14 protein-coding genes are annotated in these 20,437 nt (G+C 64.9%); 9 read left to right on the plus strand and 5 right to left on the minus strand.

Annotated features, from left to right (window positions below; genetic code table 11):
* Positions 1-14 precede the first annotated feature (14 nt).
* The 7 genes from BMZ70_RS26995 to BMZ70_RS27025 all read left to right on the plus strand — a co-directional run bounded on the left by BMZ70_RS26995 (position 15) and on the right by BMZ70_RS27025 (position 9,516).
* The gene (locus tag BMZ70_RS26995; RefSeq protein ID WP_092281417.1) at positions 15-713 is read left to right on the plus strand and encodes an ABC transporter ATP-binding protein; all 699 of its coding nucleotides are present in this window, start codon (positions 15-17) and stop codon (positions 711-713) included.
* Between the two features lie 10 nt (positions 714-723).
* Positions 724-2,040: an ABC transporter permease gene (locus tag BMZ70_RS27000; RefSeq protein WP_092281528.1), complete on the plus strand. Its 1,317-nt coding sequence runs from the start codon at positions 724-726 to the stop codon at positions 2,038-2,040.
* Between the two features lie 12 nt (positions 2,041-2,052).
* Positions 2,053-3,288 (plus strand): ABC transporter permease, encoded by a 1,236-nt coding sequence (locus tag BMZ70_RS27005; protein WP_092281419.1) that lies wholly within the window; start codon positions 2,053-2,055, stop codon positions 3,286-3,288.
* Between the two features lie 38 nt (positions 3,289-3,326).
* Positions 3,327-4,691: a sigma-54-dependent transcriptional regulator gene (locus tag BMZ70_RS27010; protein WP_092281421.1), complete on the plus strand. Its 1,365-nt coding sequence runs from the start codon at positions 3,327-3,329 to the stop codon at positions 4,689-4,691.
* Positions 4,691-6,007, plus strand: coding sequence for a sensor histidine kinase (locus BMZ70_RS27015; protein ID WP_092281423.1), 1,317 nt, complete (start codon positions 4,691-4,693; stop codon positions 6,005-6,007). Before BMZ70_RS27010 ends, BMZ70_RS27015 begins: the two co-directional genes overlap by 1 nt.
* Before the next feature lie 12 nt (positions 6,008-6,019).
* Complete coding sequence (locus BMZ70_RS27020; protein WP_092281425.1) at positions 6,020-6,814, plus strand: spermine/spermidine synthase domain-containing protein; 795 nt, start codon at positions 6,020-6,022, stop codon at positions 6,812-6,814.
* A 269-nt stretch (positions 6,815-7,083) separates the two neighbouring features.
* On the plus strand, positions 7,084-9,516 hold the full coding sequence (locus BMZ70_RS27025; protein ID WP_092281427.1) for a TonB-dependent receptor plug domain-containing protein: 2,433 nt from the start codon (positions 7,084-7,086) through the stop codon (positions 9,514-9,516).
* Here BMZ70_RS27025 and BMZ70_RS27030 read toward each other — a convergent pair.
* Entirely contained in the window at positions 9,464-10,996 is a 1,533-nt protein-coding gene (locus BMZ70_RS27030; protein WP_092281429.1) for a MocR-like pyridoxine biosynthesis transcription factor PdxR, read from the minus strand. The genes BMZ70_RS27025 and BMZ70_RS27030 overlap by 53 nt on opposite strands.
* 83 nt (positions 10,997-11,079) lie before the next feature.
* Between BMZ70_RS27030 and BMZ70_RS27035 the strand changes: the two genes are divergently transcribed.
* Together BMZ70_RS27035 and BMZ70_RS27040 are read left to right on the plus strand one after the other, a co-directional pair.
* A complete protein-coding gene (locus tag BMZ70_RS27035) occupies positions 11,080-11,730 on the plus strand; it encodes a pyridoxamine 5'-phosphate oxidase family protein (RefSeq protein WP_092281431.1) in 651 nt (216 codons plus the stop codon).
* A gap of 173 nt (positions 11,731-11,903) precedes the next feature.
* Positions 11,904-14,639: a TonB-dependent receptor gene (locus BMZ70_RS27040; protein WP_092281433.1), complete on the plus strand. Its 2,736-nt coding sequence runs from the start codon at positions 11,904-11,906 to the stop codon at positions 14,637-14,639.
* Positions 14,640-14,678: 39 nt separating this feature from the next.
* Here the strand turns inward: BMZ70_RS27040 and BMZ70_RS27045 are convergent, their stop codons facing one another.
* Genes BMZ70_RS27045 through BMZ70_RS27060 form a run of 4 tightly spaced genes read right to left on the minus strand, consistent with a single transcriptional unit; the run spans position 14,679 to position 20,434 of the window.
* Complete coding sequence (locus BMZ70_RS27045; RefSeq protein WP_229205614.1) at positions 14,679-16,352, minus strand: hypothetical protein; 1,674 nt, start codon at positions 16,350-16,352, stop codon at positions 14,679-14,681.
* On the minus strand, positions 16,349-18,370 hold the full coding sequence (locus BMZ70_RS27050) for a DUF4175 family protein (protein ID WP_092281435.1): 2,022 nt from the start codon (positions 18,368-18,370) through the stop codon (positions 16,349-16,351). Before BMZ70_RS27050 ends, BMZ70_RS27045 begins: the two co-directional genes overlap by 4 nt.
* Complete coding sequence (locus BMZ70_RS27055; protein ID WP_229205615.1) at positions 18,354-19,511, minus strand: hypothetical protein; 1,158 nt, start codon at positions 19,509-19,511, stop codon at positions 18,354-18,356. The genes BMZ70_RS27050 and BMZ70_RS27055 overlap by 17 nt, the downstream gene beginning before the upstream one ends.
* Positions 19,508-20,434, minus strand: a complete 927-nt coding sequence (locus tag BMZ70_RS27060) for a DUF58 domain-containing protein (protein ID WP_092281439.1) — start codon at positions 20,432-20,434, stop codon at positions 19,508-19,510. The genes BMZ70_RS27055 and BMZ70_RS27060 overlap by 4 nt, the downstream gene beginning before the upstream one ends.
* Positions 20,435-20,437: the final 3 nt, after the last annotated feature.

Below are 20,437 nucleotides of genomic sequence, written 5' to 3' on the forward strand. Positions count from 1 at the left end.
TGAAGAGGCCCTCCATGCTGCGCATGAAAAACCTGAGCAAAGTGTATCGCACCCACATGATCGAGACCCACGCGCTGCGTGGTTTCGAGATCGACGTCAAGCAAGGCGAATTCGTCACCGTCACCGGTCCTTCGGGTTCCGGCAAAACCAGCTTCCTCAACATCGCCGGCCTGCTGGAAGAATTCACCGACGGCGAGTACGTCCTGGACGGCATCAACGTCAAAGGCATGGACGACAACGCCCGCTCGCGCCTGCGCAATGAAAAGCTGGGCTTCATCTTCCAGGGCTTCAACCTGATTCCCGACCTGTCGCTGTTCGACAACGTCGACGTACCGTTGCGCTATCGCGGCTTCAACGCCGCCGAACGCAAGGAGCGCATCGAGGACGCGCTGTCGAAAGTCGGCCTGGCCTCGCGCATGAAGCACTACCCTGCCGAGCTGTCGGGCGGCCAGCAACAGCGCGTGGCGATCGCGCGCGCGCTGGCCGGTTCGCCCAAGCTGCTGCTGGCCGATGAACCGACCGGTAACCTCGACACGCAAATGGCGCGCGGCGTGATGGAGCTGCTGGAAGAGATCAATGCCCAGGGCACCACCATCCTGATGGTGACCCACGATCCCGAACTGGCGGTGCGCACCCAGCGCAATGTCCACATCATCGACGGCCAGGTGTCGGACCTGGTGCGCAAGTCGCCGTCGCTGTCCAATGTCGCGTAAGGAGCGCAGCATGTTCCAATACTACTTCCTGCTGGGCGTGCGCAGCCTGCGCCGCAACCCGGCGCTGACCGCGCTGATGGTGCTGACGCTGGCCATCGGCGTGGCGGCCAGCGTCGCCACCCTGACGATCCTGCACGTGATGTCGGGCGACCCGATTCCGCACAAGAGCGACCGCCTGCTGGTACCGTTGTTCGACAATGGCAGCATCGAAAACTACAAGCCCGGCGACAAGATCAACGACGACCAGCTGAGCTACCGCGACGCCACCAATATCCTCAACAGCAAGGCCGGAGAACGCCGCACCGCCATCTACGGCATCGGCGTCGCCATCGAGCCGGAACGCAAGGACATCGGCGCGTTCAACGCGCGCGGCCTGGCGCCGACTGCGGACTTCTTCAATATGTTCGACGCCCCCTTCCTGCACGGCCAGGGCTGGACCCCGGCCGACGACAAGACCGGCGCCGATATGGTGGTGTTGAGCCGCAAGCTGGCGGAAAAACTGTACGGCGATGCCGACCCGGTCGGCAAGCGCATGACGCTGGGCGGCTTCCAGTACCAGATCGTCGGCGTGCTCAATACGTGGAACGTGGTGCCGCGCTTCCACCGCATCATCGGCAACAACGACGGCGCCTTCAGCGAAGAGGATGAGCTGTTCATCCCCTTCTCCAGCGCCATCCGCCACGAGTTCTCGCGCAACGGCAGCACCAGCTGCTACGAAGATATCGCCCCCGGCTTCCAGGCCTTCCTCGATTCCGAGTGCACCTGGATCCAGGGCTGGATCGAAATCCGCAGCGCGTCCGACCGCGCCGAACTGCAAAGCTTCCTCGACTCGTACGCGGTCGAACAGCGCAAGCTGGGCCGCCTGAAGCGCGCCGCGCCGAACAAGCTGTATGACGTGCGCGAATGGCTGGACTACATGAAGGTGGTCGGCAACGACAACAAGCTGTCGGCCTGGCTGGCCTTCGGCTTCCTGGTCCTGTGCCTGGTGAACACCATCGGCCTGCTGCTGGCGAAGTTCTCGGTACGCGCGGCGGAAGTCGGCATTCGCCGCGCGCTGGGGGCCTCGCGCCGCGAGATCTTCACCCAGTTCCTGATCGAGACCACCGTAGTGGGCCTGGTCGGCGGCGTGCTTGGCCTGCTGCTGGCCTTCGGCGCACTGGCCCTGATCGCCATGCAGTCCACCGCGTTGACGCTGGTGGCGCACATGGACTGGGTGATGCTGCTCACCACCTTCGGGCTGGCCGTGCTGTCCGCCATCCTGGCCGGCCTGCTGCCGACCTGGCGCGCCTGCCAGGTGACGCCGGCCCTGCAACTGAAATCCCAATAAGCGAGCGCCCTCATGGAAATTCGTCCTATCCTGTCTGCGCTGCTGCGCAGTAAAACCGGCCCGATCCTGGTGGCGATCCAGGTCGCCCTCAGCCTCGGCATCCTGGCCAACGCGCTGCACATCGTGCAGGTGCGGCAAGCCGTGTCGGCGCGTCCGTCCGGGCTGGAACGCGAACAAGACATCTTCGTGCTGACCGTGCGCCATCTGAAGCAAGGCGGCCACGAAGAGCAACTGGCAACCCAGCGCAAGGACACCGCCACGCTGCGCGCGGTGGCCGGCGTGATGTCGGTGGCCGAGACCAGCCAGATGCCGCTGTCGCGCTCCGGTAACTACACCGGCCTCGCGGCGGACCGCAAGCAGACCAGCACCACGGCCACCGCCAGCGGCTACCACACGGCCGATTCGCTGGTCAAAACCTGGGGCCTGAAGCTGATCGAAGGCCGCGACTTCCTGCCGAACGAGGTACCGGAAATCGACGTCAACACCAGCGATGACTTCCCCAAAGTGGCCATCGTCACCCGCACGCTGGCGGAGAAGATGTGGCCGGGCCAGAGCAGCTACCTCGGCAAGACGGTGTACTTCGGCGTCGGCGAAAAATCGCGCGACGTGCAAGTGGTCGGCGTGGTGGAGCGCCTGCAAACGCCGGGCGCGCAGATCAGCGACGGCGGCGAGTACTCGATCATGACGCCGACCCGCCTGACCGGCATTCCAGTGACGCACTACACCATGCGCGCCGAACCGGGGCAGCTGGACCGCGTGATGAAGGAAACGGCGGAAGCCATCCGCATCTCCTCGCCAACGCCGGTGGTCACCCGCACCCGCAGCGTGACCGAGTTCCGTACCGACCGCTATCGCGCCGACAACGCGCTGGCGTGGATGCTGGTGGCGGTGAGCGTGCTGCTGTTGCTGGTGACCGCCAGCGGCATCGTCGGCATGGCCAGCCTGTGGGTCACGCAGCGCCGCAAGCAGATCGGTGTACGCCGCGCGCTGGGTGCGCGGCGCGTCGACATCCTGCGCTACTTCATCACCGAAAACTTCATGATCACCAGCGCCGGCGTCGGCGCCGGCCTGCTGATCGCGCTGGGCCTGAACCAGCTGCTGGTCAGCCAGCTGGAGATGCCGCGCCTGCCGGCCGGCTATCTGCTGGGCGGTGCCGGCATCTTCTGGGCGCTGGGTGTGATGGCGGTGTACGGCCCGGCGTGGCGCGCGGCCAGCATATCGCCGGCGACGGCGACGCGCAGCGCGTAGGCCATCGACATGGGCCTTCATGATGTTATGCTTGCGGCATGCCTACCGTATTAATCATCGACGATAACGCCGCCGTGTCCGTGGCCCTCGACGTGCTGTTCTCACTGCACGATATCGAGGCGCTGCGCGCGGCCTCGCCCGAAGCCGGGCTGGCCATGCTGGAGCAGCACAGCGTGGACCTGGTCATCCAGGACATGAACTTCAGCGCCGACACCACCTCGGGCGAGGAAGGCACGGCGCTGTTCAAGGCGATCCGCGAGCGCCATCCGGACCTGCCGGTGATTCTGCTTACCGCGTGGACCCATCTGAACGCGGCGGTGGACCTGATCAAGGCCGGCGCCGCCGACTATCTGGCCAAGCCGTGGGACGACCACAAGCTGATCGCCACCGTCAACAACCTGATCGAACTGGGACAGGCCAAGCGCGCCTTGCAGCAGCGCGTGCAGGGCGAGTTGCGCCAGCGCCGCGAGCTGGAACGCGGCCATGATTTGCGCGGCATGGTGTTCCAGGATCCGGCCACCGAACGCGTGATCCATCTGGCCTGCCAGGTGGCGCGCGCCGATGTACCGGTACTGATCTCCGGCCCCAACGGCACCGGCAAGGAACGCATCGCGGAAATCATCCAGGCCAATTCGGCGGTGCGCGACGGACCGTTCGTGGTGCTCAACTGCGGCGCGATTCCTTCCGAATTGATCGAGGCGGAATTGTTCGGCGCCGAAGCCGGCGCCTACACCGGCGCCGCCAAGGCGCGCGAGGGCAAGTTTGAAGCAGCCGACGGCGGCACGCTGTTCCTCGACGAAATCGGCAACCTGCCGCTGGCCGGGCAAATGAAGCTGCTGCGGGTGCTGGAGACGGGACGCTTCGAGCGCCTCGGTTCCAACCGCGAGCGCCAGGTCAAGGTGCGCGTGGTCAGCGCCACCAATGCGGACCTGCAGGCCATGATCCGCGCCGGCACCTTCCGCGAGGATTTGTTCTATCGCCTGAATGTGATCGAGCTGCGCCTGCCGCCACTGGCCGCGCGGCCGATGGATATCCTGCCGCTGGCCATGAGCTTCCTCGGCGAGGGCAAGCAGCTGCACGCCGACGCGCAGGCGGCGCTGCTGGCGCACCCGTGGCCGGGCAATGTGCGCGAACTGAAAAACGTGATGCTGCGCGCCAGCCTGCTGGCCAGCGGCGATGTGATCCGGGTCGGCGACCTTGGCCTGCCGGCGGTGGGCGCCGGTGCGGGCGGCTTCGGCATGGGCGGTGCCGGCGATGACGGCAACCGCGAACCGGACCGTGACACCATCAGCCTCGCGCTGAGCCGCGCCGGCGGCGTGGTGGCGCAAGCGGCGGCGGAACTCGGCCTGTCGCGCCAGGCGCTGTACCGCCGCATGGAGCGGCTTGGCATCGTCCGTCCGTGATGAAAGGCCTGCGGCTCTCGCTGCTCACGCGCTGGACCGCGCTGGTGGGCACCCTGCTCACCGTCGGCATCCTCATCGCGCTGGCGATGGACCACTTCTTCCCCAAGAATCCGGGGCTGGTGCTGGGCGTCTGCCTGCTGTGCGTACTGCCGATTTCGATCATCACCATCCGCGCCGAACTGGAACGCATGCTGTCGCTGTTCCGTGCCCTCACCGGCACCGTCACCAGCTACAAGGACGGCGACTTTTCCTTCAGCCTGCACTGGCCGCAGAACGATGAGCTGAGCGACCTGGTGGCCGCGCACAACGCGCTGGGCGACGTGCTGCGCCAGCAGCGCCTCGATCTCGTGCAGCGCGAACTGCTGCTCGACACGATGGTGCAAAACACGCCGGTGGCCATGCTGCTGGTCAGCGAGTCCGGTCCCATCGTCTACGCCAACGTGGCCGCGCGCCAGTTGCTGAACCAGGGTCGCAAGCTGGAAGGCCACAAGCTGGCCGATGTGCTGACCCACGCCTCGCCGGCCCTGCTGGAAGCGCTGGCGCGCGGCGGCGACGGCCTGTTCACCGTCAGCGGCGAGGATGAGGAAGAGGTGTACCACCTGGCGCGCCGCAGCTTCAACCTGAACGGCCGCAAGCACGAACTGCTGCTGCTGCGCCAACTGACGATGGAGTTGCGGCGACAGGAAGTGCAGACGTGGAAGAAGGTGATCCGCGTGATCAGCCATGAATTGAATAACTCGCTGGCGCCACTGACCTCGCTGGCCCACTCCGGCGCGGAACTGGTGCGGCGCGGGCAAACCGAAAGGCTGCCGCAAATCCTCGGCACCATCGAGGAGCGCACACGCCATCTGGAGAGCTTCATCCTTGGCTACGCGCGCTTTGCCAAGCTGCCGGCGCCACGACTGGAAAGCCAGCACTGGCAAGCCTTCCTCACGCAGCTGGGCGAACAGGTCATCTTCCGCCAGCTCGGCGAAGCGCCTACCGAACCTTGCGCCTTCGATCCGGCCCAGCTGGAACAAGCGCTGCTCAACCTGCTGAAGAACGCCCACGAATCCGGCTCGCCGACCGACGAGGTCACGCTGGAAGTGCGGCGCCTGCACGAAGGCGTGCGCATCGACGTGCAAGACCGTGGTCCCGGCATGAGCGACACCGTGCTGACCAACGCGCTGGTGCCGTTCTACTCGACCAAACGCAGCGGCACCGGCCTGGGCCTGGCGCTGGCGCGCGAGATCGCCGAAGCCCACGGCGGCCGCATCACCCTCGCCAACCGAGAAGGCGGCGGCCTGACCGTGACCATGCTGCTGCCGCTGGCCTGATAAACTAGCGGGATGTCCAAGTCATCCGCCAACACTACCAACGCCGCCAACGCCGTCCGTTTCGACCAGCCCGGCCATCCGCCGGCCACCATCACCGAATTCCAGGGCGTGCGCAGCCTGCACCTCGGCACCTCATGGGTGCAAGGCGCCATGCGCATCGCCAAGCCGGATAACATCGAGCTCGAATACGTGCAGATGATGATGATGTGGATGCTGTTTCACCCTCAGCCGCAGCACATCGTGCAGCTAGGCCTCGGCAGCGCCGCGCTGACCAAGTTCTGCTACCGCCGCCTGCCGCAGGCGCGCGTCACCGCAATCGAACTCAATCCCAACGTGATCGCCATGTGCGAGGCGCAGTTCGCGCTGCCGCCGAACGACGCGCGCCTCAACGTGCGCGAAATGAACGCAATGGACTTTGTGCTCGATCCGGCCAACCGCAACACCGTCGATATCCTGCAGGTGGACCTGTACGACGAAGCGGCGCGCGGCCCGGTGCTGGACTCGCAGGAGTTCTACCAAGGCTGCGCCGACGTGCTGCGCGACGGCGGCATGATGACCACCAACGTCTTCGGCGACGACTTCACCAACTACGACAAGAACCTGCAAACGATGGAACTGGTGTTCGACGCGGTGGTGTGGCTGCCGGAAGTGCACGATGCGAACATCGTCGTCATCGCCTTCAAGAACGCGCCATCGCTGGACTTCAGCGAGCTGTATGAGCGCGCCGGCGAGATCAAGAAAACCCTGAACCTGCCGGCCAAGAACTGGGTCAACGGCCTGAAAAACTGGATGCGCGACCACCAATAAGAACCGGTGCATTTTCCGCATATCGATATGCGCCCGCATCATACCGATGCATGCGCGCCACACTTTTGTGCAGCTTTGCACCATGATCGTTCCGGGCCGCCGGATACTTTACGATACATTGCGTTGCAGTGCACGGAATATTGATAAATGTGCACATTCCGCAACATTGTGGTGCATGCCGCGTTGTCGCTCTTCGCGCGCAACCCTTAGTATTTTTATCAACGGCCCTACCCCGCTGGCCGTTTTCAAATACCAAGAGAGAAAACACAATGCAAAGAGCACCACAATTCAAACGCACCTTGCTGGCCAGCGCTATCCTGCTGTTGGCTGCGCAAACCGCCTTCGCGCAATCGTCTACCGACAGCAGCGCCAAGGCCGATGAACAAACCGTCGTGGTTCTGGGTTCCCGTTCGGTCGCCAAGACCGCGCTGGACACATCCTCGCCGGTGGGCCTGATCGGCCTGAAAGACCTGCAGACCGCCGGCCCGCTGGAACTGGGCAAGCTGCTGCAAACACTGGACCCGTCGTTCAACTTCTCCACCACCTTCATCAGCGACGGCACCGACTCGATCCGCCCTGCTACCCTGCGTTCGCTGGGCCCTGACCAGGTGCTGGTGCTGATCAACGGTAAGCGCCGCCACCAGCAAGCGCTGGTCAACGTGCAGCAGACCATTGGCCGTGGCTCGGCCGGTACCGACATCAACGCCATTCCACTGGCGGCGATCCACCACATTGAAGTCCTGCGCGACGGCGCCGCAGCCCAATACGGCTCGGACGCGATTGCAGGCGTGATCAACATCGTTCTGAAATCGAACATCGGCGAGACTGCGCTGAGCGGCCAGGTGGGCACCACCTCGGAAGGCGACGGCGACAACTACTCGGCCAGCGTCAATCGCGGCTTCGCCCTGGGCGAAAACGGCGGCTACATCAACCTGACCGCCGAATGGCGCAAACGCGGCGAAACCAACCGCGCCGGCCCTGACTCGGCGCGCGTGAACCCGCCGCGCGTGACCCAGCACATCGGCGACAGCAACACCAAGGACGCTTACCTGTGGTGGAACGGCGCGCTGCCGATCGACGCCCACAGCGAGTTCTACGCCTTCGGCGGCGTCTCGCAACGCAAGAGCGATTCGTTCGGCTTCTTCCGCCCTGCCGGCGACGACCGCGCCATCCCGGCCGTGTACCCGAACGGCTTCCTGCCTGCCATCGGCACCGAGATCAAGGATGCGTCGTTCGCCTTCGGCTACCGCCGCGATCTGGTCGGCGACTGGAAGGCCGACTTCAGCATCAACTACGGCCAAAGCGAACTGGCGTTCCACGAATCGAACAGCGTGAACGTGTCGTACTGGTACGAGCCGAAACCGGGCGGCGGCATCTACGCCGAATCGGCACGCGAAGCCGACACCGGCACGCTGAAATTCAACCAGCTGACCTTCAACGCCGACGTCAAGGGCCCGGTCAAGGTCGGTGATCTCGACGTCTCGCTGGCTACCGGCTTCGAGTACCGCCAGGATAACTACCAGATCGTCGCAGGCGATCCGATCTCCTACCAGTACGGCCGCACCAACAACCCGGCCATCGTCATCAAGACGCCTAGCGGCGCGACCGCCGGCGCCGGCATTCAGGGCTTCCCTGGCTACACCCCTGGCACCGCCGTCGATTCGGGCCGCCACAACATCGCCCTGTTCCTGGACGCCGAAACCAAACCGGTCAAAGAGCTGACCCTGGCCGGCGCCGTGCGCTACGAAAAATACTCGGACTTCGGCGACACCGTCACCGGCAAGCTGAGTGCCCGTTTCGACCCAAGCAAGGAAGTCGGCTTCCGCGCCAGCGCATCGACCGGCTTCCGCGCACCAAGCGTGCAGCAGGAGTTCTACAGCTCCGTGTCGACCAACCTGAATAACGGCGTGCTGACCGAAACCCTGACCGCGCGTCAAGGCAGTGCTGTGACCCAGGCCTTCGGCATCAAGCCGCTGAAGGAAGAAACCTCGACCAGCTTCAGCGGCGGTGTCGTGCTGCGTCCAGCGTCGAACGTGTCGCTGACCGCTGACGCGTACCAGATCAAGATCAAGGACCGTATCGTGTTCTCGAGCGAGATCGCACCGGAAGCCGGCGGCGGCCCGATCGCCAACATCCTGAAACCGCTGGGCGTAGGCCAGGCGCAGTTCTTCACCAACGCGGTCGACACCCGCACCCGTGGCCTGGATATCGTGGCGGAACACACCACCAAGTTCGATGCGTCGAAACTGGTGCTGTCGGGCCAACTGGGCTTCAACAAAACCGAAGTGACCAAGCGTCACTCGACGTCGTCGGTGCTGAGCGGCGAAAAACTGTTCGACCAGTCGCAAGTGACCCTGATCGAACGCGGTCAGCCACGCAAGCACCACGTGGTCGCTGCTGACTACACGGTGGGCGCCTGGAACGTGACCACCCGCGCCAACTACTTCGGCGAAGTGTATGCTGAAAACTTCAGCCCTCTGCAGAAGTGGGATGCGCGCTGGCTGGTGGATGCCACGGTACGCTATGGCTTCAGCAAGCGCACCTTCCTGAGCGTCGGCGTGAACAACGTGTTCGACCAGCTGCCGAACAAGTGGGCCAACGGCGGCGTGTTCCCACAACTGGGCTTCACCCGCTGCTGGGAAACCTGCCCTATCGGCGTGAACGGCCGCTCGATGTACGTGCGTGCTGATACGGCGTTTTAATTGAGCCGGAACGGTTGGCCGCATACGCCGCAAGGTGGATCAATGCGGCCAACTGTTTAACCAGTCCTTCCATTTGCTCGGCTGGCACTTGTGCATAGCCGAGCATCAATCCCCGCCATTCCAGATCCCCCCGCGTAGCGTGCGTGCTTAACGCATTGACGGCGATGCCGTGTTCCTGCGCCTGCTCCACTATCGCCACGTCGTCGATACGCGCGTCCCTGAAGCGCAGCGAGAGATGCATGCCTGCCGTGCCGCCGTGCACCGTCGCCACCGATCCCATATGCGTTTGCAGCGCCGCCACCAGTGCATCGCGGCGCTGGCGGTACAGCCTGCGCATGCGGCGCAGATGCACCAGGAACTGGCCGCTGCGCAGGAATTCCGCCAGCGCCAGTTGCTCCGCCACGCGCCCGCGCGGCGCCGACTGCTCGCGCATCTGCGCGAACGCTTCGGCCAATGCCGCCGGCACCACCACGAAACCGATGCGCAAGGACGGGAACATGGTCTTGCTGAAGGTGCCCAGGTAGAGCACCGGCGCGTCCGGCGCCAGGCCCTGCATGGCGTGCAGCGGTGCGCCGTCGTGGCGGAATTCGCTGTCGTAGTCGTCTTCGATGATGAGCGCACCGGCGGCGCGCGCGGCTTCAATCAGCGCCAGGCGGCGGCGCAGGCTTAGCACGCTGCCGATCGGGTACTGGTGCGAGGGCGTGGTGTAGATCAGGCGCGGCGGGCGTAGCAGCCAGTCTTCCGCTTGCGGCGCCATGCCGTCGTCATCGACGTCGATGCCGTGCACCGCCAGCCCGGCGGCGCGTGCGGCCGCCAATGCGCCGCCGTAGCCGGGATTCTCGATCCAGATGGCATCGCCCTCGTCGGCCAGGGCGCGCATGCACAGATCGAGGCTGCTTTGGGTGCCGTCGGTGATGAACACTTGCGCCGCCTCGCACACCACGCCGCGCGAGGCACGCAAATGATCGGCGATGGCGGCGCGCAGCAGCGGTTCGCCGGCGGTGTCGCCGTAGTTCAGCTGCGTTACTGTCATGCTGCGCAGCGCGCGTTCCATCAGCCGCCGCCACAGCGTCATGGGGAACTGCTCCAGCGCCGGCACGCCGGGCACGAAAGCGCCCATGCGTTCGGCAGGACCTGGCACCGGCCGCAATTCGCGCATGCGCTGCGACAGCCCGGCCAGCGGCGCAGCAGCCGCCCTGCGGCGACGCGCGCGCACCGGCGTCACGGCCGCCACCACCGTGCCACGCCGGTCGGTCGTCACCAGTCCTTCGCTGGCCAGCTGTTCATACGCATACAGCACGGTATTGCGCGCCACACCCAATTCCTCGGCCAGCGCGCGCGAAGCAGCGAGCCTGGTCCCTGCTGCCAGCGTACCGTTGCGGATCGCCGCGCGCAGGCATTCGTGCAGCATGCGCTGGCGCGGCCAGTTGCGATGGCGATGCTGCTCCTCATAACCGTTGACCAGCAGGGAAAAGTCCATTCATGGCTCCATAAAATTAGCAATCCGTGGATCTATTTCTAGAGCCAGCGTTTCATTATATTGTCATTTTAAGAAAGGGAACCATGAACCAGCCACCGAATCTGCCACCATCGGACCGCACCCGCGTGCGCCGCGTCGCCACCAACGCGCAATACGATGCCGCCACGCTGCACGCCATCATCGACGACGCCTACCTGTGCCACATCGCCTTCAGCGACGGCAAGGGCGCGCACTGCATTCCCACCGCCTGCTGGCGCGAGGGCGACTACCTGTACATCCACGGCTCCAACGGCAGCCGGATGGTCAAGCGCCTGATCGAAAGCGAGTGCTGCGTGACCATCACACACCTGGACGGGCTGGTGCTGGCGCGATCGGCGTTCAGCCATTCGATGAACTACCGTTCGGCCATGATCTACGGCCGCTTCGAGGTGGTGGAAGGCGCGGCCGCGCGGCAGGCGATGGAAGCGTTCATGGAACAGCTGGTGCCCGGCCGCCAGGCCGAGATCCGTCCCGGCTCGGACAAGGAGTACGCCGCCACCACCGTGCTGCGCATTTCGCTGGCCGAAGCGGCCTGCAAAGTACGCAGCGGCGCCCCCAACGACGATGAGGAAGACCTGAGCTGGCCGGCCTGGGCCGGGGTGCTGCCGTTTGCCCGCACGCCGCTGGCGCCGCAAACGTCGGACGACTGCACATTGCCCGTTCCGGACTATGTAGTTCGACTACAGCATCAATAGCTGCGATGTAGTATAAATACAACCAGATCAACGTTCATAGGGAAAATAGTACTAAAACAGAGGCTGACCGGTAGCTTTTCAGTAAACTTTGTTTGACTAGCATTCTAGTTTTAATACAAGATCGAGTTCAAGCGTCGCAAGAACGCCCCACTCGACTATTACGGAGACTAATAATGCAGCTCAACACCCCAGAGCGCGGCCTGCGTGCCGCGCTCCCGCTCAGCCCTGTCGCCGCCGCTTGCGCGGTACTGATTTCCGCCCTGTCCGCCCCAGCCTACGCCGTCGCCGCCGAAGCGGCCGACGCACCGCAAGCCGCCGAAGCGACGCCAACCACCGTGGTGGTGGCCGGCATCCGCCGCGGCATCGAGGACGCCATCTCGGTCAAGAAAGACGCGACCTCCATCGTTGAAACCATCTCCGCCGAAGATATCGGCAAGCTGCCGGACGTCTCGATCGCCGAATCGATCGCGCGCCTGCCTGGTCTGGCCGCGCAACGCGTCGCCGGCCGCGCGCAAGTGATCTCGATTCGCGGCCTGTCGCCGGACTTCGCCACCACGCTGCTGAACGGCCGCGAGCAAGTCAGCACCGGCGACAACCGCAGCGTCGAATTCGACCAGTATCCGTCCGAACTGCTGAGCGCTGTCACCGTCTACAAGACGCCGGACGCGGGCCTGGTAGGCCAGGGCTTGTCCGGCACCATCGACATGCAGACCGTACGCCCGCTGGCGTTCTCGGGCCGTAACTTCTCGCTCAACGTGCGCGGCGAGAAAAACTCGATCGGCAAGATCGCCAACGCCAAGGACACCGGCCACCGCATCAGCGGCAGCTACATCGATCAGTTTGCGAACCGCACGATCGGCGTGGCGCTGGGTATCGCCCACATCCAATCGCCTATCCTCGACAACGAGACCGGCACCTACGAGCCTTTCTCGCAAAGCGCGGTCTCTGGCGTCCCGGCCGGCACCTACGTCACCGCCGGCGTGAAATCGCTGGCCAAGAGCGGCGTGCTGAAACGCACCGGCTTGATCGGCGTGCTGGAATACCGTCCATCGAAAATGTGGACCAGCACCGTGGACTTGTTCGCGTCCGAGTTCAAGCAAGTCGACACCAACAACCAGTTCGAAGTGAACCTGGGCGGCTACAACGGCAGCAACAACCCGGTCGGCTTCAACTACCAAACCACCAACATCGTCAACGGCACGCTGCTGGGCGGCACTGCCACCGGCGCGTATCCACTGGTGCGCGGCCAGTACAACAACCGCAAGGACCAGATCCGCACCGCCGGCTGGGCCAACCGTTTCAACTTCGGCAGCTGGTCACTGCTGGCCGACGCCAACTACTCGCGCGCCAAGCGTGACGAGACCTACCTCGAAAACAACCTGCAGCTGCAAAGCGCCACCGGCGGCGCCTTCAACGATCCGCTGATGACGGTCGGCTGGAAGACTGGTAACTTCGCCACCATCGGCGGCAAGCTCGATTACAGCGACGCCAGCAAACTGTTGACCGGTAACTCGATCTACGGCTACGGCAGCACCTACTCGCCGCACCTGGTCGATACGCTGAAAAGCTTCAAGCTGGTGGCCACGCTGCCGGCGCCGGATGCGCTGGACGCCTACCTGCACGGCCTGGATGTCGGCGTCAATTACAGCGACCGCACCAAGACCAAGCGCCAGCCTTCGGGCCAGCTGTTCGCCAAAGGGAATCCGACCATCTCCAGCGACCTGCTGTACGCGCCGGTGGACCTGGGCTTCGCCGGTTCGGGCGTGGTCCCTTCGTGGAACGTACCGGCGGTCATCGCCAAGTACTTCGATCCGATCAACTACAGCCTGGCCAACAACTCCGGCACCATCAGCCGTGCATGGGACGTGACCGAGAAGATCACCACCGGCTTCGTGCGCGCCAACATCGATTCGGAAATCGGCGGCATCCCGGTCAGCGGCAACATCGGCGCGCAGCTGGTGCACACCGACCAGTCGTCGGAGTCGCTGTACGCGGACAACGGCGGCGTGGCACACCCGATCAGCGACGGCAAGACTTACAACGAAGTCCTGCCGAGCATGAACCTGGCATTCAGCCTGCCGAACGACCAGAAAGTGCGCCTGTCGCTGGCCAAGCAGATCGCCCGTCCACGCGTGGATCAGCTGAACGCCGGCTTCAACTTCACCGTCGATACCGGCACCCGCCTGCCTAGCGGCAGCGGCGGCAATACCCAGCTCGATCCGTGGAAGGCCAAGGCCATCGACATCTCGTGGGAAAAGTACTTCGCCAAGAAGGGCTACGTGGCACTGGCGGGCTTCTATAAAAAGCTCGACACCTACATCTACACCTTCTCCGACACCCGCGACTTCTCGCAGTACACGGCCGGCACCATCGCCATCACCAACAAGGGCCAGTACACCACGGCCTACAACGGCAATGGCGGCGTGCTGAAAGGTGCGGAGCTGTCGGTATCGGTGCCGTTTGAAATGCTGTCGCCATCGCTGGACGGCTTCGGCGTGCTGGCTTCGACCTCGTACACCGAGAGCGGCATCGACATCAAGGAAGTCAATTCGACCATCGGCAAGATCCCGCTGCAAGGCTTGTCGCGCAACGTCACCAACCTGACGCTGTACTATGAAAAGAATGGCTTCTCGACCCGCGTGAGCACCCGCAAGCGTTCGGACTATGTCGGCGAGATCGGCAACTTCGCCGGCGACCGCCAGCTGCGCTACGTGGTGGGTGACAGCCCGGTCGACTTCCAGATCGGCTACACCTTCAATGAAGGCGCGTACAAAGGTCTGGGCGTGCTGCTGCAGGTGAACAACCTGACCAACGAGGCGTATGAAACCTACGCCAACAGCAAGGACCGTCAGCTGGAGTATGCGAAGTACGGCCGCACCGTGCTGTTTGGACTGAACTATAAGTTCTAAGTCCTTCCAAGGACGCCGGCCCGCAGTCTGGGGCCGGCTTTAGCCCTGCGCCTCGCGTGCAGGGCTTTTTTCGGCGCTTTGTTCACGATACCATAGGGCCAGCATGCAGAAGGCGAACAGCACACCAAACGGAGCGACCGGCAACGGCCGCTCCGCTCCTTTTCCAACCTGCGCGGACGAGGTGCGAGCCGCGTAAATCGCCGTCGCATCGCGACGCAGCGCGCGCTGCCACGCCGGCCAGTCGTTCGCCGCGTAGACGTATTCCATCCCCGGCCCCGCCATCCCTTCGGCGCTGAACTTCAGCCATCCAGCCTTCTGCGGCCAGAATGCGGCACACACGCCATCCGCCTTGTCTGCGCGCGCGGCCAGCTGCATCGGTGCATATCCTTCCGCCGTCAACGCCGTCCCGGCCTTCACGCCTTGCGCGCACACCTCGCTGCGCAACCCCGGCACGGGCATCGGATCGCTCATCTGCCAAACGGTTTTCTGCGCGCTATCCAGCGCAATGCGATCCATCGCCGACTGCCACCACAACGCCAGCGCCTGCGGCTCGCTGATCGCGTGCCTGTGCCAATCCGCCACGCCGATCCACACCACGCGGCCCTGCCCAACATTGCGCTGCCAGATCCAAGGCTGCTTCTTGTTATCGCGCGCCAGCACCGACCACGGCTCGGCCACGCTATCGGCCGGATTCAAGCCAGCCGGCGGCATGGACAAGGCGGCGCCGAACTGCCGCACATCCTCCTTCTCGGTGGTGGGCGACTGCGGGTGCAGTGACAGACCGAAGTCCCGCTGCCACACACCGGCATCGACAGCATTCCCGCCGAGGATCACCAGCGGCACGCCCTGCCCGGTTTGCGCCAGCAGCGAAGCGCGCGCAGAAGGACTCAAATGTTCAACGTAAGCCGCATCGACAAACATCGCATTCGGTGCTGACAAAGGCGCGCGCGCCGTCTCGCTGCGCGTGATCGCCTTGCCCAGCGCGACCTGCCAGTCGAGAATCGCACTGCCATCCGACAGCAGCTGGTTCAGGACACGCGCATCAAACGATGGCGCATCGAAGCGGCCGACGATCTGCAGCGGCACCGGTTCATTCACCTGTAGCGGTATCGGGCCTTGCGCGATGGTCTTGCCATTCGCATCCAGCAAGCGCGCTTGCAGCACCATCGCCTCCGCCACCGGCGGCAGCCACTGCACCGACAACTGCGCAGCAGTCGATACGCCGGAATCCGCCAGCACCTGCTTGTTCTCTGCCAGCAGCTGCAAACGCCACCCGGCCTGCGCCGGCGCACGACGCACCGACAGCGTGAAGATGCGGCCGAGCGACATCGAACGCGGGAAGTCCAACCAGAGCAAATCGGCAGCGGCAGGTTTCCATTGCAGTGGGCGCGCAGGCAGGTCTCTCCACTCCGCTTCGCGCACACCGTCGCCGCTCAGGGCGATGGCGGCTGCGGCGGGAATCGCCACGCGGTCGGCATCGCTGATGCGCCCTGCTTCCATGTTGACCGCCAGCGGTGCGGCACTGGCAGCGGTGGCGGGCAAGCGGATATCTGCCAGTGCAGTCGCCAGCGCAACGCCAGCGATGCCAGCAAGGCCCGCGTTGAGCCACTGTTTCTTGCGGCCATACAGCGCCGCGCTGACAACGCCGGTGGCCGCTGCGGCCAATGGCAACGCCAGCGGGGCCAGCGACGCCAGATCGGTAGATATCATCATTTCGCCTGCTCCTTGCCGCTCCACACGCGGCGGAACGGCGTATCCGCCGATGGACGCGCTTGCAGCAGCACCGGCGCATCGGCCAGCGTGCCGCGCAGCCAGGCGCGCAACTCGGCGCGGCATGGCACGCAGCCGTCCTGCACATCCTGCACCGCGCGCTGTGCGCTCAGTTTCTGTTCTTGATCTGTGATGCGCGCGGCGATGGCGTCGCGCGCGGCTTTGCTCCACAACGCGGGCAGCATGCCATCCTGCGACAGCGCTTGTATCAGTTCACGCACTTCCACCGGCACCGTGTCATTGGCTGCGCCCTGCTCGCGCTTGTAGCTCATGGCGCCGACCATGTCGCCGCTCATACGCTTTTCTTCTTTCAAAGCCGGCGGCACGAAGGCGGTGCGGTGCAGGTAGACGCGTTCTGCGGCTTGCAACTCTTTGATGGCGTCCAGCGCCTTGTATTCCGGCGGCAGCGCAGTCTTCGGCGAAATGGCGCGCAGGGATTTCTCCGCGTCCCACATCGCAGCCAGTGCGCGCTTCAGGATCGCCTTGGTTTGCGGATCGAAGATGGTGGCGTTGTCTTCCTGATCGTGGGCGTGGCCGAAGGCTTTCATCACCGACAGTTCGCTGCCGGGACGTGCGCCGCCTGCGTCATGGTGTTCTTCATGTTCTTCTTCACCGAACAGGCTCGATTCTTCGCCGAGGAATTGGCCGTAGCGCAGGCGCAGTTTGGTTTGGTCGGAGGCGATGATCTCGCTGCGGTTGCGCAGGGTTGGCTGCGGCATGTCGGGATGCGCTTTCAGGTCGGCCACCAGTTGTTCGGTGTCGAGGATGATCTGGCGTTGGCTGCGCAGATTTTCCGGCTTTGTTACGCTAGGCAGCGCAGTGGAATCGAGGCTTTCGGCGTCGGGGCCGGGCAGGCGCAGGGTGTAGGTCGGCGATTGCGCGGTATGCGGGCTAGGCGCGTTGTCGGTGGCACGCACGAAGAAGTAGAGTTCATCGCCCGGTTCCATGCCGAGTTCCGCCAGTGTCCATTGTTTCTTCCAGTTGCGCGATTTCGGATCGGACGATTGCGGCAGTGGCACTTCCTTGTCGCTGAAACGGATGTTTTCACCGCTGCCGCGTGCGAGGGTCATGTGCAGGCTGGCGCGGATGATGGCGTAATCGTCTTTTGCACTGACGGAGAGCTGGACGGACTTGGTGTCCTTCGCCAGCAGGTGGATCAGTTCTGTTGGTTCGATGATGGTGACTTGGGGCGCCTGATCCGGTGTTACGCGGATGTTGTAGCGAGTGGCGGCGGCGCCTCGTACGCGCCAGAACAGCGAGTCTTCAACACGGAGTTTGGCGCAGTCTTTGTCGATGGCCAGTGTTTGGCCGTCGCCCAGTTCTACCGTTGGCTGCGCGCCGCGTGGGTTGTTGACGCACCAGCGTATTTCAGAGAATTGTGGAACGACGATGTCGCGGGCGCCGGTGTCGAATGGGGCGACGCCGGTGTACGCTGGCGGCGTGACGCGCAGGTGGACTTCGCCGTCGATGATCGGTTTGTTGGCTTGGGCTGCGGCTGGCGGCGTGGATGGGGCGGCGGCGCGGCTGTGGTAGGCCCATGCGGCGCCGGTGGCCAGCAGGCTAAGAGCGAGTGGCAGGATGGCGAGCTTGGTGCGCGTGCGGGCGATGGCCTGGTAGTCGGTGTCGGTGAGGACGTCGGCCAGGCGGGCTTGCAGGCGTTGTTGCTGGAGTTTGGCGATGGGTGTGGCTGCGTCTACGGCCAGCAGGGTGCTGCTGTCTTCAAGCCGCGGGATGGCGGCGTTCAGCCACGATGGCCATTGCTGAGTTATGCGGCGGCGCCAGCGCACTGCGTCTGCGATGATCCAGATGATGCAGATGGCGATGGCGGCGGCGACGGTTGCTGTTGGCAGCAGCCAGACGGTCAGCGCGAGCGGTGCGAGGGTGAGCAGCCATTGCGGTGCGCGGCGGCGCAGGATGGCGGTCCAGAGGCGGCTGCGCAGGTGGTCAGTGGCGCCGGGCATGGGCAAGTATCCGTTCGATCATGAAGAGGGCCAGCAGGGCAAGGGCAAGCCACGTCGCAGGCTTGGCGTCGGCGATGGTGGGCAGCACGCTGCGGGCGGCGGTGAAGGTTTGCGATGGCATGGCGTAGGCTGGCGCCGGTGCGTCGGCCAGCAGTTGCCAGGCGTCGTACAGCGCGCGCGCAGTGTCGGCGTCGCGCGGCGGGAAGGCGTCCGAGGTCCACAGGCGGCCGCGCGGCGAGTCGGCGTATTTGAGCGTGATGCCGTTGACCGTCAGCGTCGAAGCGTTCGCCAGCTCGGGGAATGCTGTCGTCGATGCGGCGATCCACCAGTTCGCAGCGCGCCATGTGGCGGGCGGCGCAGCGGCAGGGGTATCCCAGACGATCAGCGTGGTTTTGGCGTCCGGTTCGATGGCGAACTTGTGGCGGCGGGCGGAGTTGCCTGTGCTGTCGAAGGCGGTGAACAACGAGCGCCAAGCAGTCGCGCGCGCCGTCGACGCCGCCAGTGCGATTTGCTGCTCGGCCGGTGCACTCGGCTGCGGCGTGGCCTGCGATGCGGCGGCTGACGGCGTCGCGGTGACTGCAGAGGCGCTGGGCGACCCGCTCACTGCCGACGCTAATGCGGGGGCAACGGCGGCAGCGGTCGGCGTGGCGGCGGGCTGGGTGCGGATGGTCAGTTGGTGGTTGAGTTGCGGTACGCGGGCGGGCATGGCGATTTGGCCGCTGCGGGCGACCAGCAGCAGTTTGGCGTCGCCGCGCCAATCGCGTTCGTTCGCGCGCAGCCATTGCAATGCGTCGGCCGGCAGCGCCATGCGGCTGGCGGCGCTGAAGCCTGCGGCGGCGATTTCTTTTTCTGCCCACGCTTTATCCACGCCGGCATCCACCAACACTGTATCGCCACGCCAAGGGAAGATGGTCGCGGCCAACCAGGCGATCAAGGTCACCAGCATCAGGCAGCGTACGGCCAGCAGTAGCTTGTCGCGCCACTGCCAGACGCGCAGTTGTTCCGGCGGCGCAGACGGCAGGAAGCGCGCGGTCGCCAGCAATTCGGCTTTCACCCGCTGGCGCTTCTGCCGATGCCACCACACCGGCAGCAGCAGCACCGGCAACGCCAGCCACCAAAAGGGATAAGAACTCAGCATCATTTAGCCCGCGCTCCCGCCAGCTGCAGCCAGCTGCGCAAGACGCCACTCAAGGGCTGCTCGATGCGCGCCTCGTAGTGGACAATATTGTTTTGACGGCAGCTCCCCGCCACGCCATCGAAGTGCGCGCGGCTTTGCTGCTTGTAAGATTCGCGGTCGGCGTTGCTCATGCGGTGCAAGCCGTCGGCCTGCTCCGGATCTCGATAGCCGGCGCCGGATTTGAAGCTGGCATCGACTTCGGCCTGCGTGCGCAGGGTCAGCAGCCGCACGTCGTGGCGCATGTTACGCAAGCGGAGCAAGGCTTCGCTCAGCGGCGACGGCCAGTCGAGGAAATCGCTGGCAGCGAAGATCATGCTCGGTGCGCGGGCAAAGTGCAGGCTGGCGCGCAGTGTTTCGGCTGAGGGCAACTGGCCGCGCGGTTCGGCCTTGGACAACGCAGCCAGCACGCGCTGCAACTGGCGCGGTCCGCGCGAGGCCGGCGTGAATTCGACTTTGCCGTCGGTGCAGACCAGCAGGCCGAATGCATCGCCCTGCCGCTGCGCGATGGCGGCCACGCAGGCCAGCACAGTGCGTGCGAACCAGAGTTTGTCGATGCCGTTGATTTCGCGGCTAGGCTCGGACATGGAGGCGGTGGCGTCCAGGCAAAGCCAGACGGCGACGTGGCTGTCGCGCTCCGCTTCGCGCACGAAGTAGCGGTCGGCGCGGGCCAGCAGCTTCCAGTCCACGCGACGCCATTCGTCGCCCGGCGCATAGGCGCGGTACTCGGAGAATTCCACGCCCGCGCCACGCTCGCGGCCTGCGTGGATGCCGTGGCCGAGGCCCGCCAGCACGTGACGGATCACGAGCTCCAGATCCTTGGTCCGGGCCATCATGGCCGTCATGGCGCTGGCCGCGCCGCCGGCGGGCGATTGCGAAGTCGATTGCATCAG

This window comes from Duganella sp. CF402 (assembly GCF_900109645.1).
GTDB lineage: Bacteria > Pseudomonadota > Gammaproteobacteria > Burkholderiales > Burkholderiaceae_D > Rugamonas.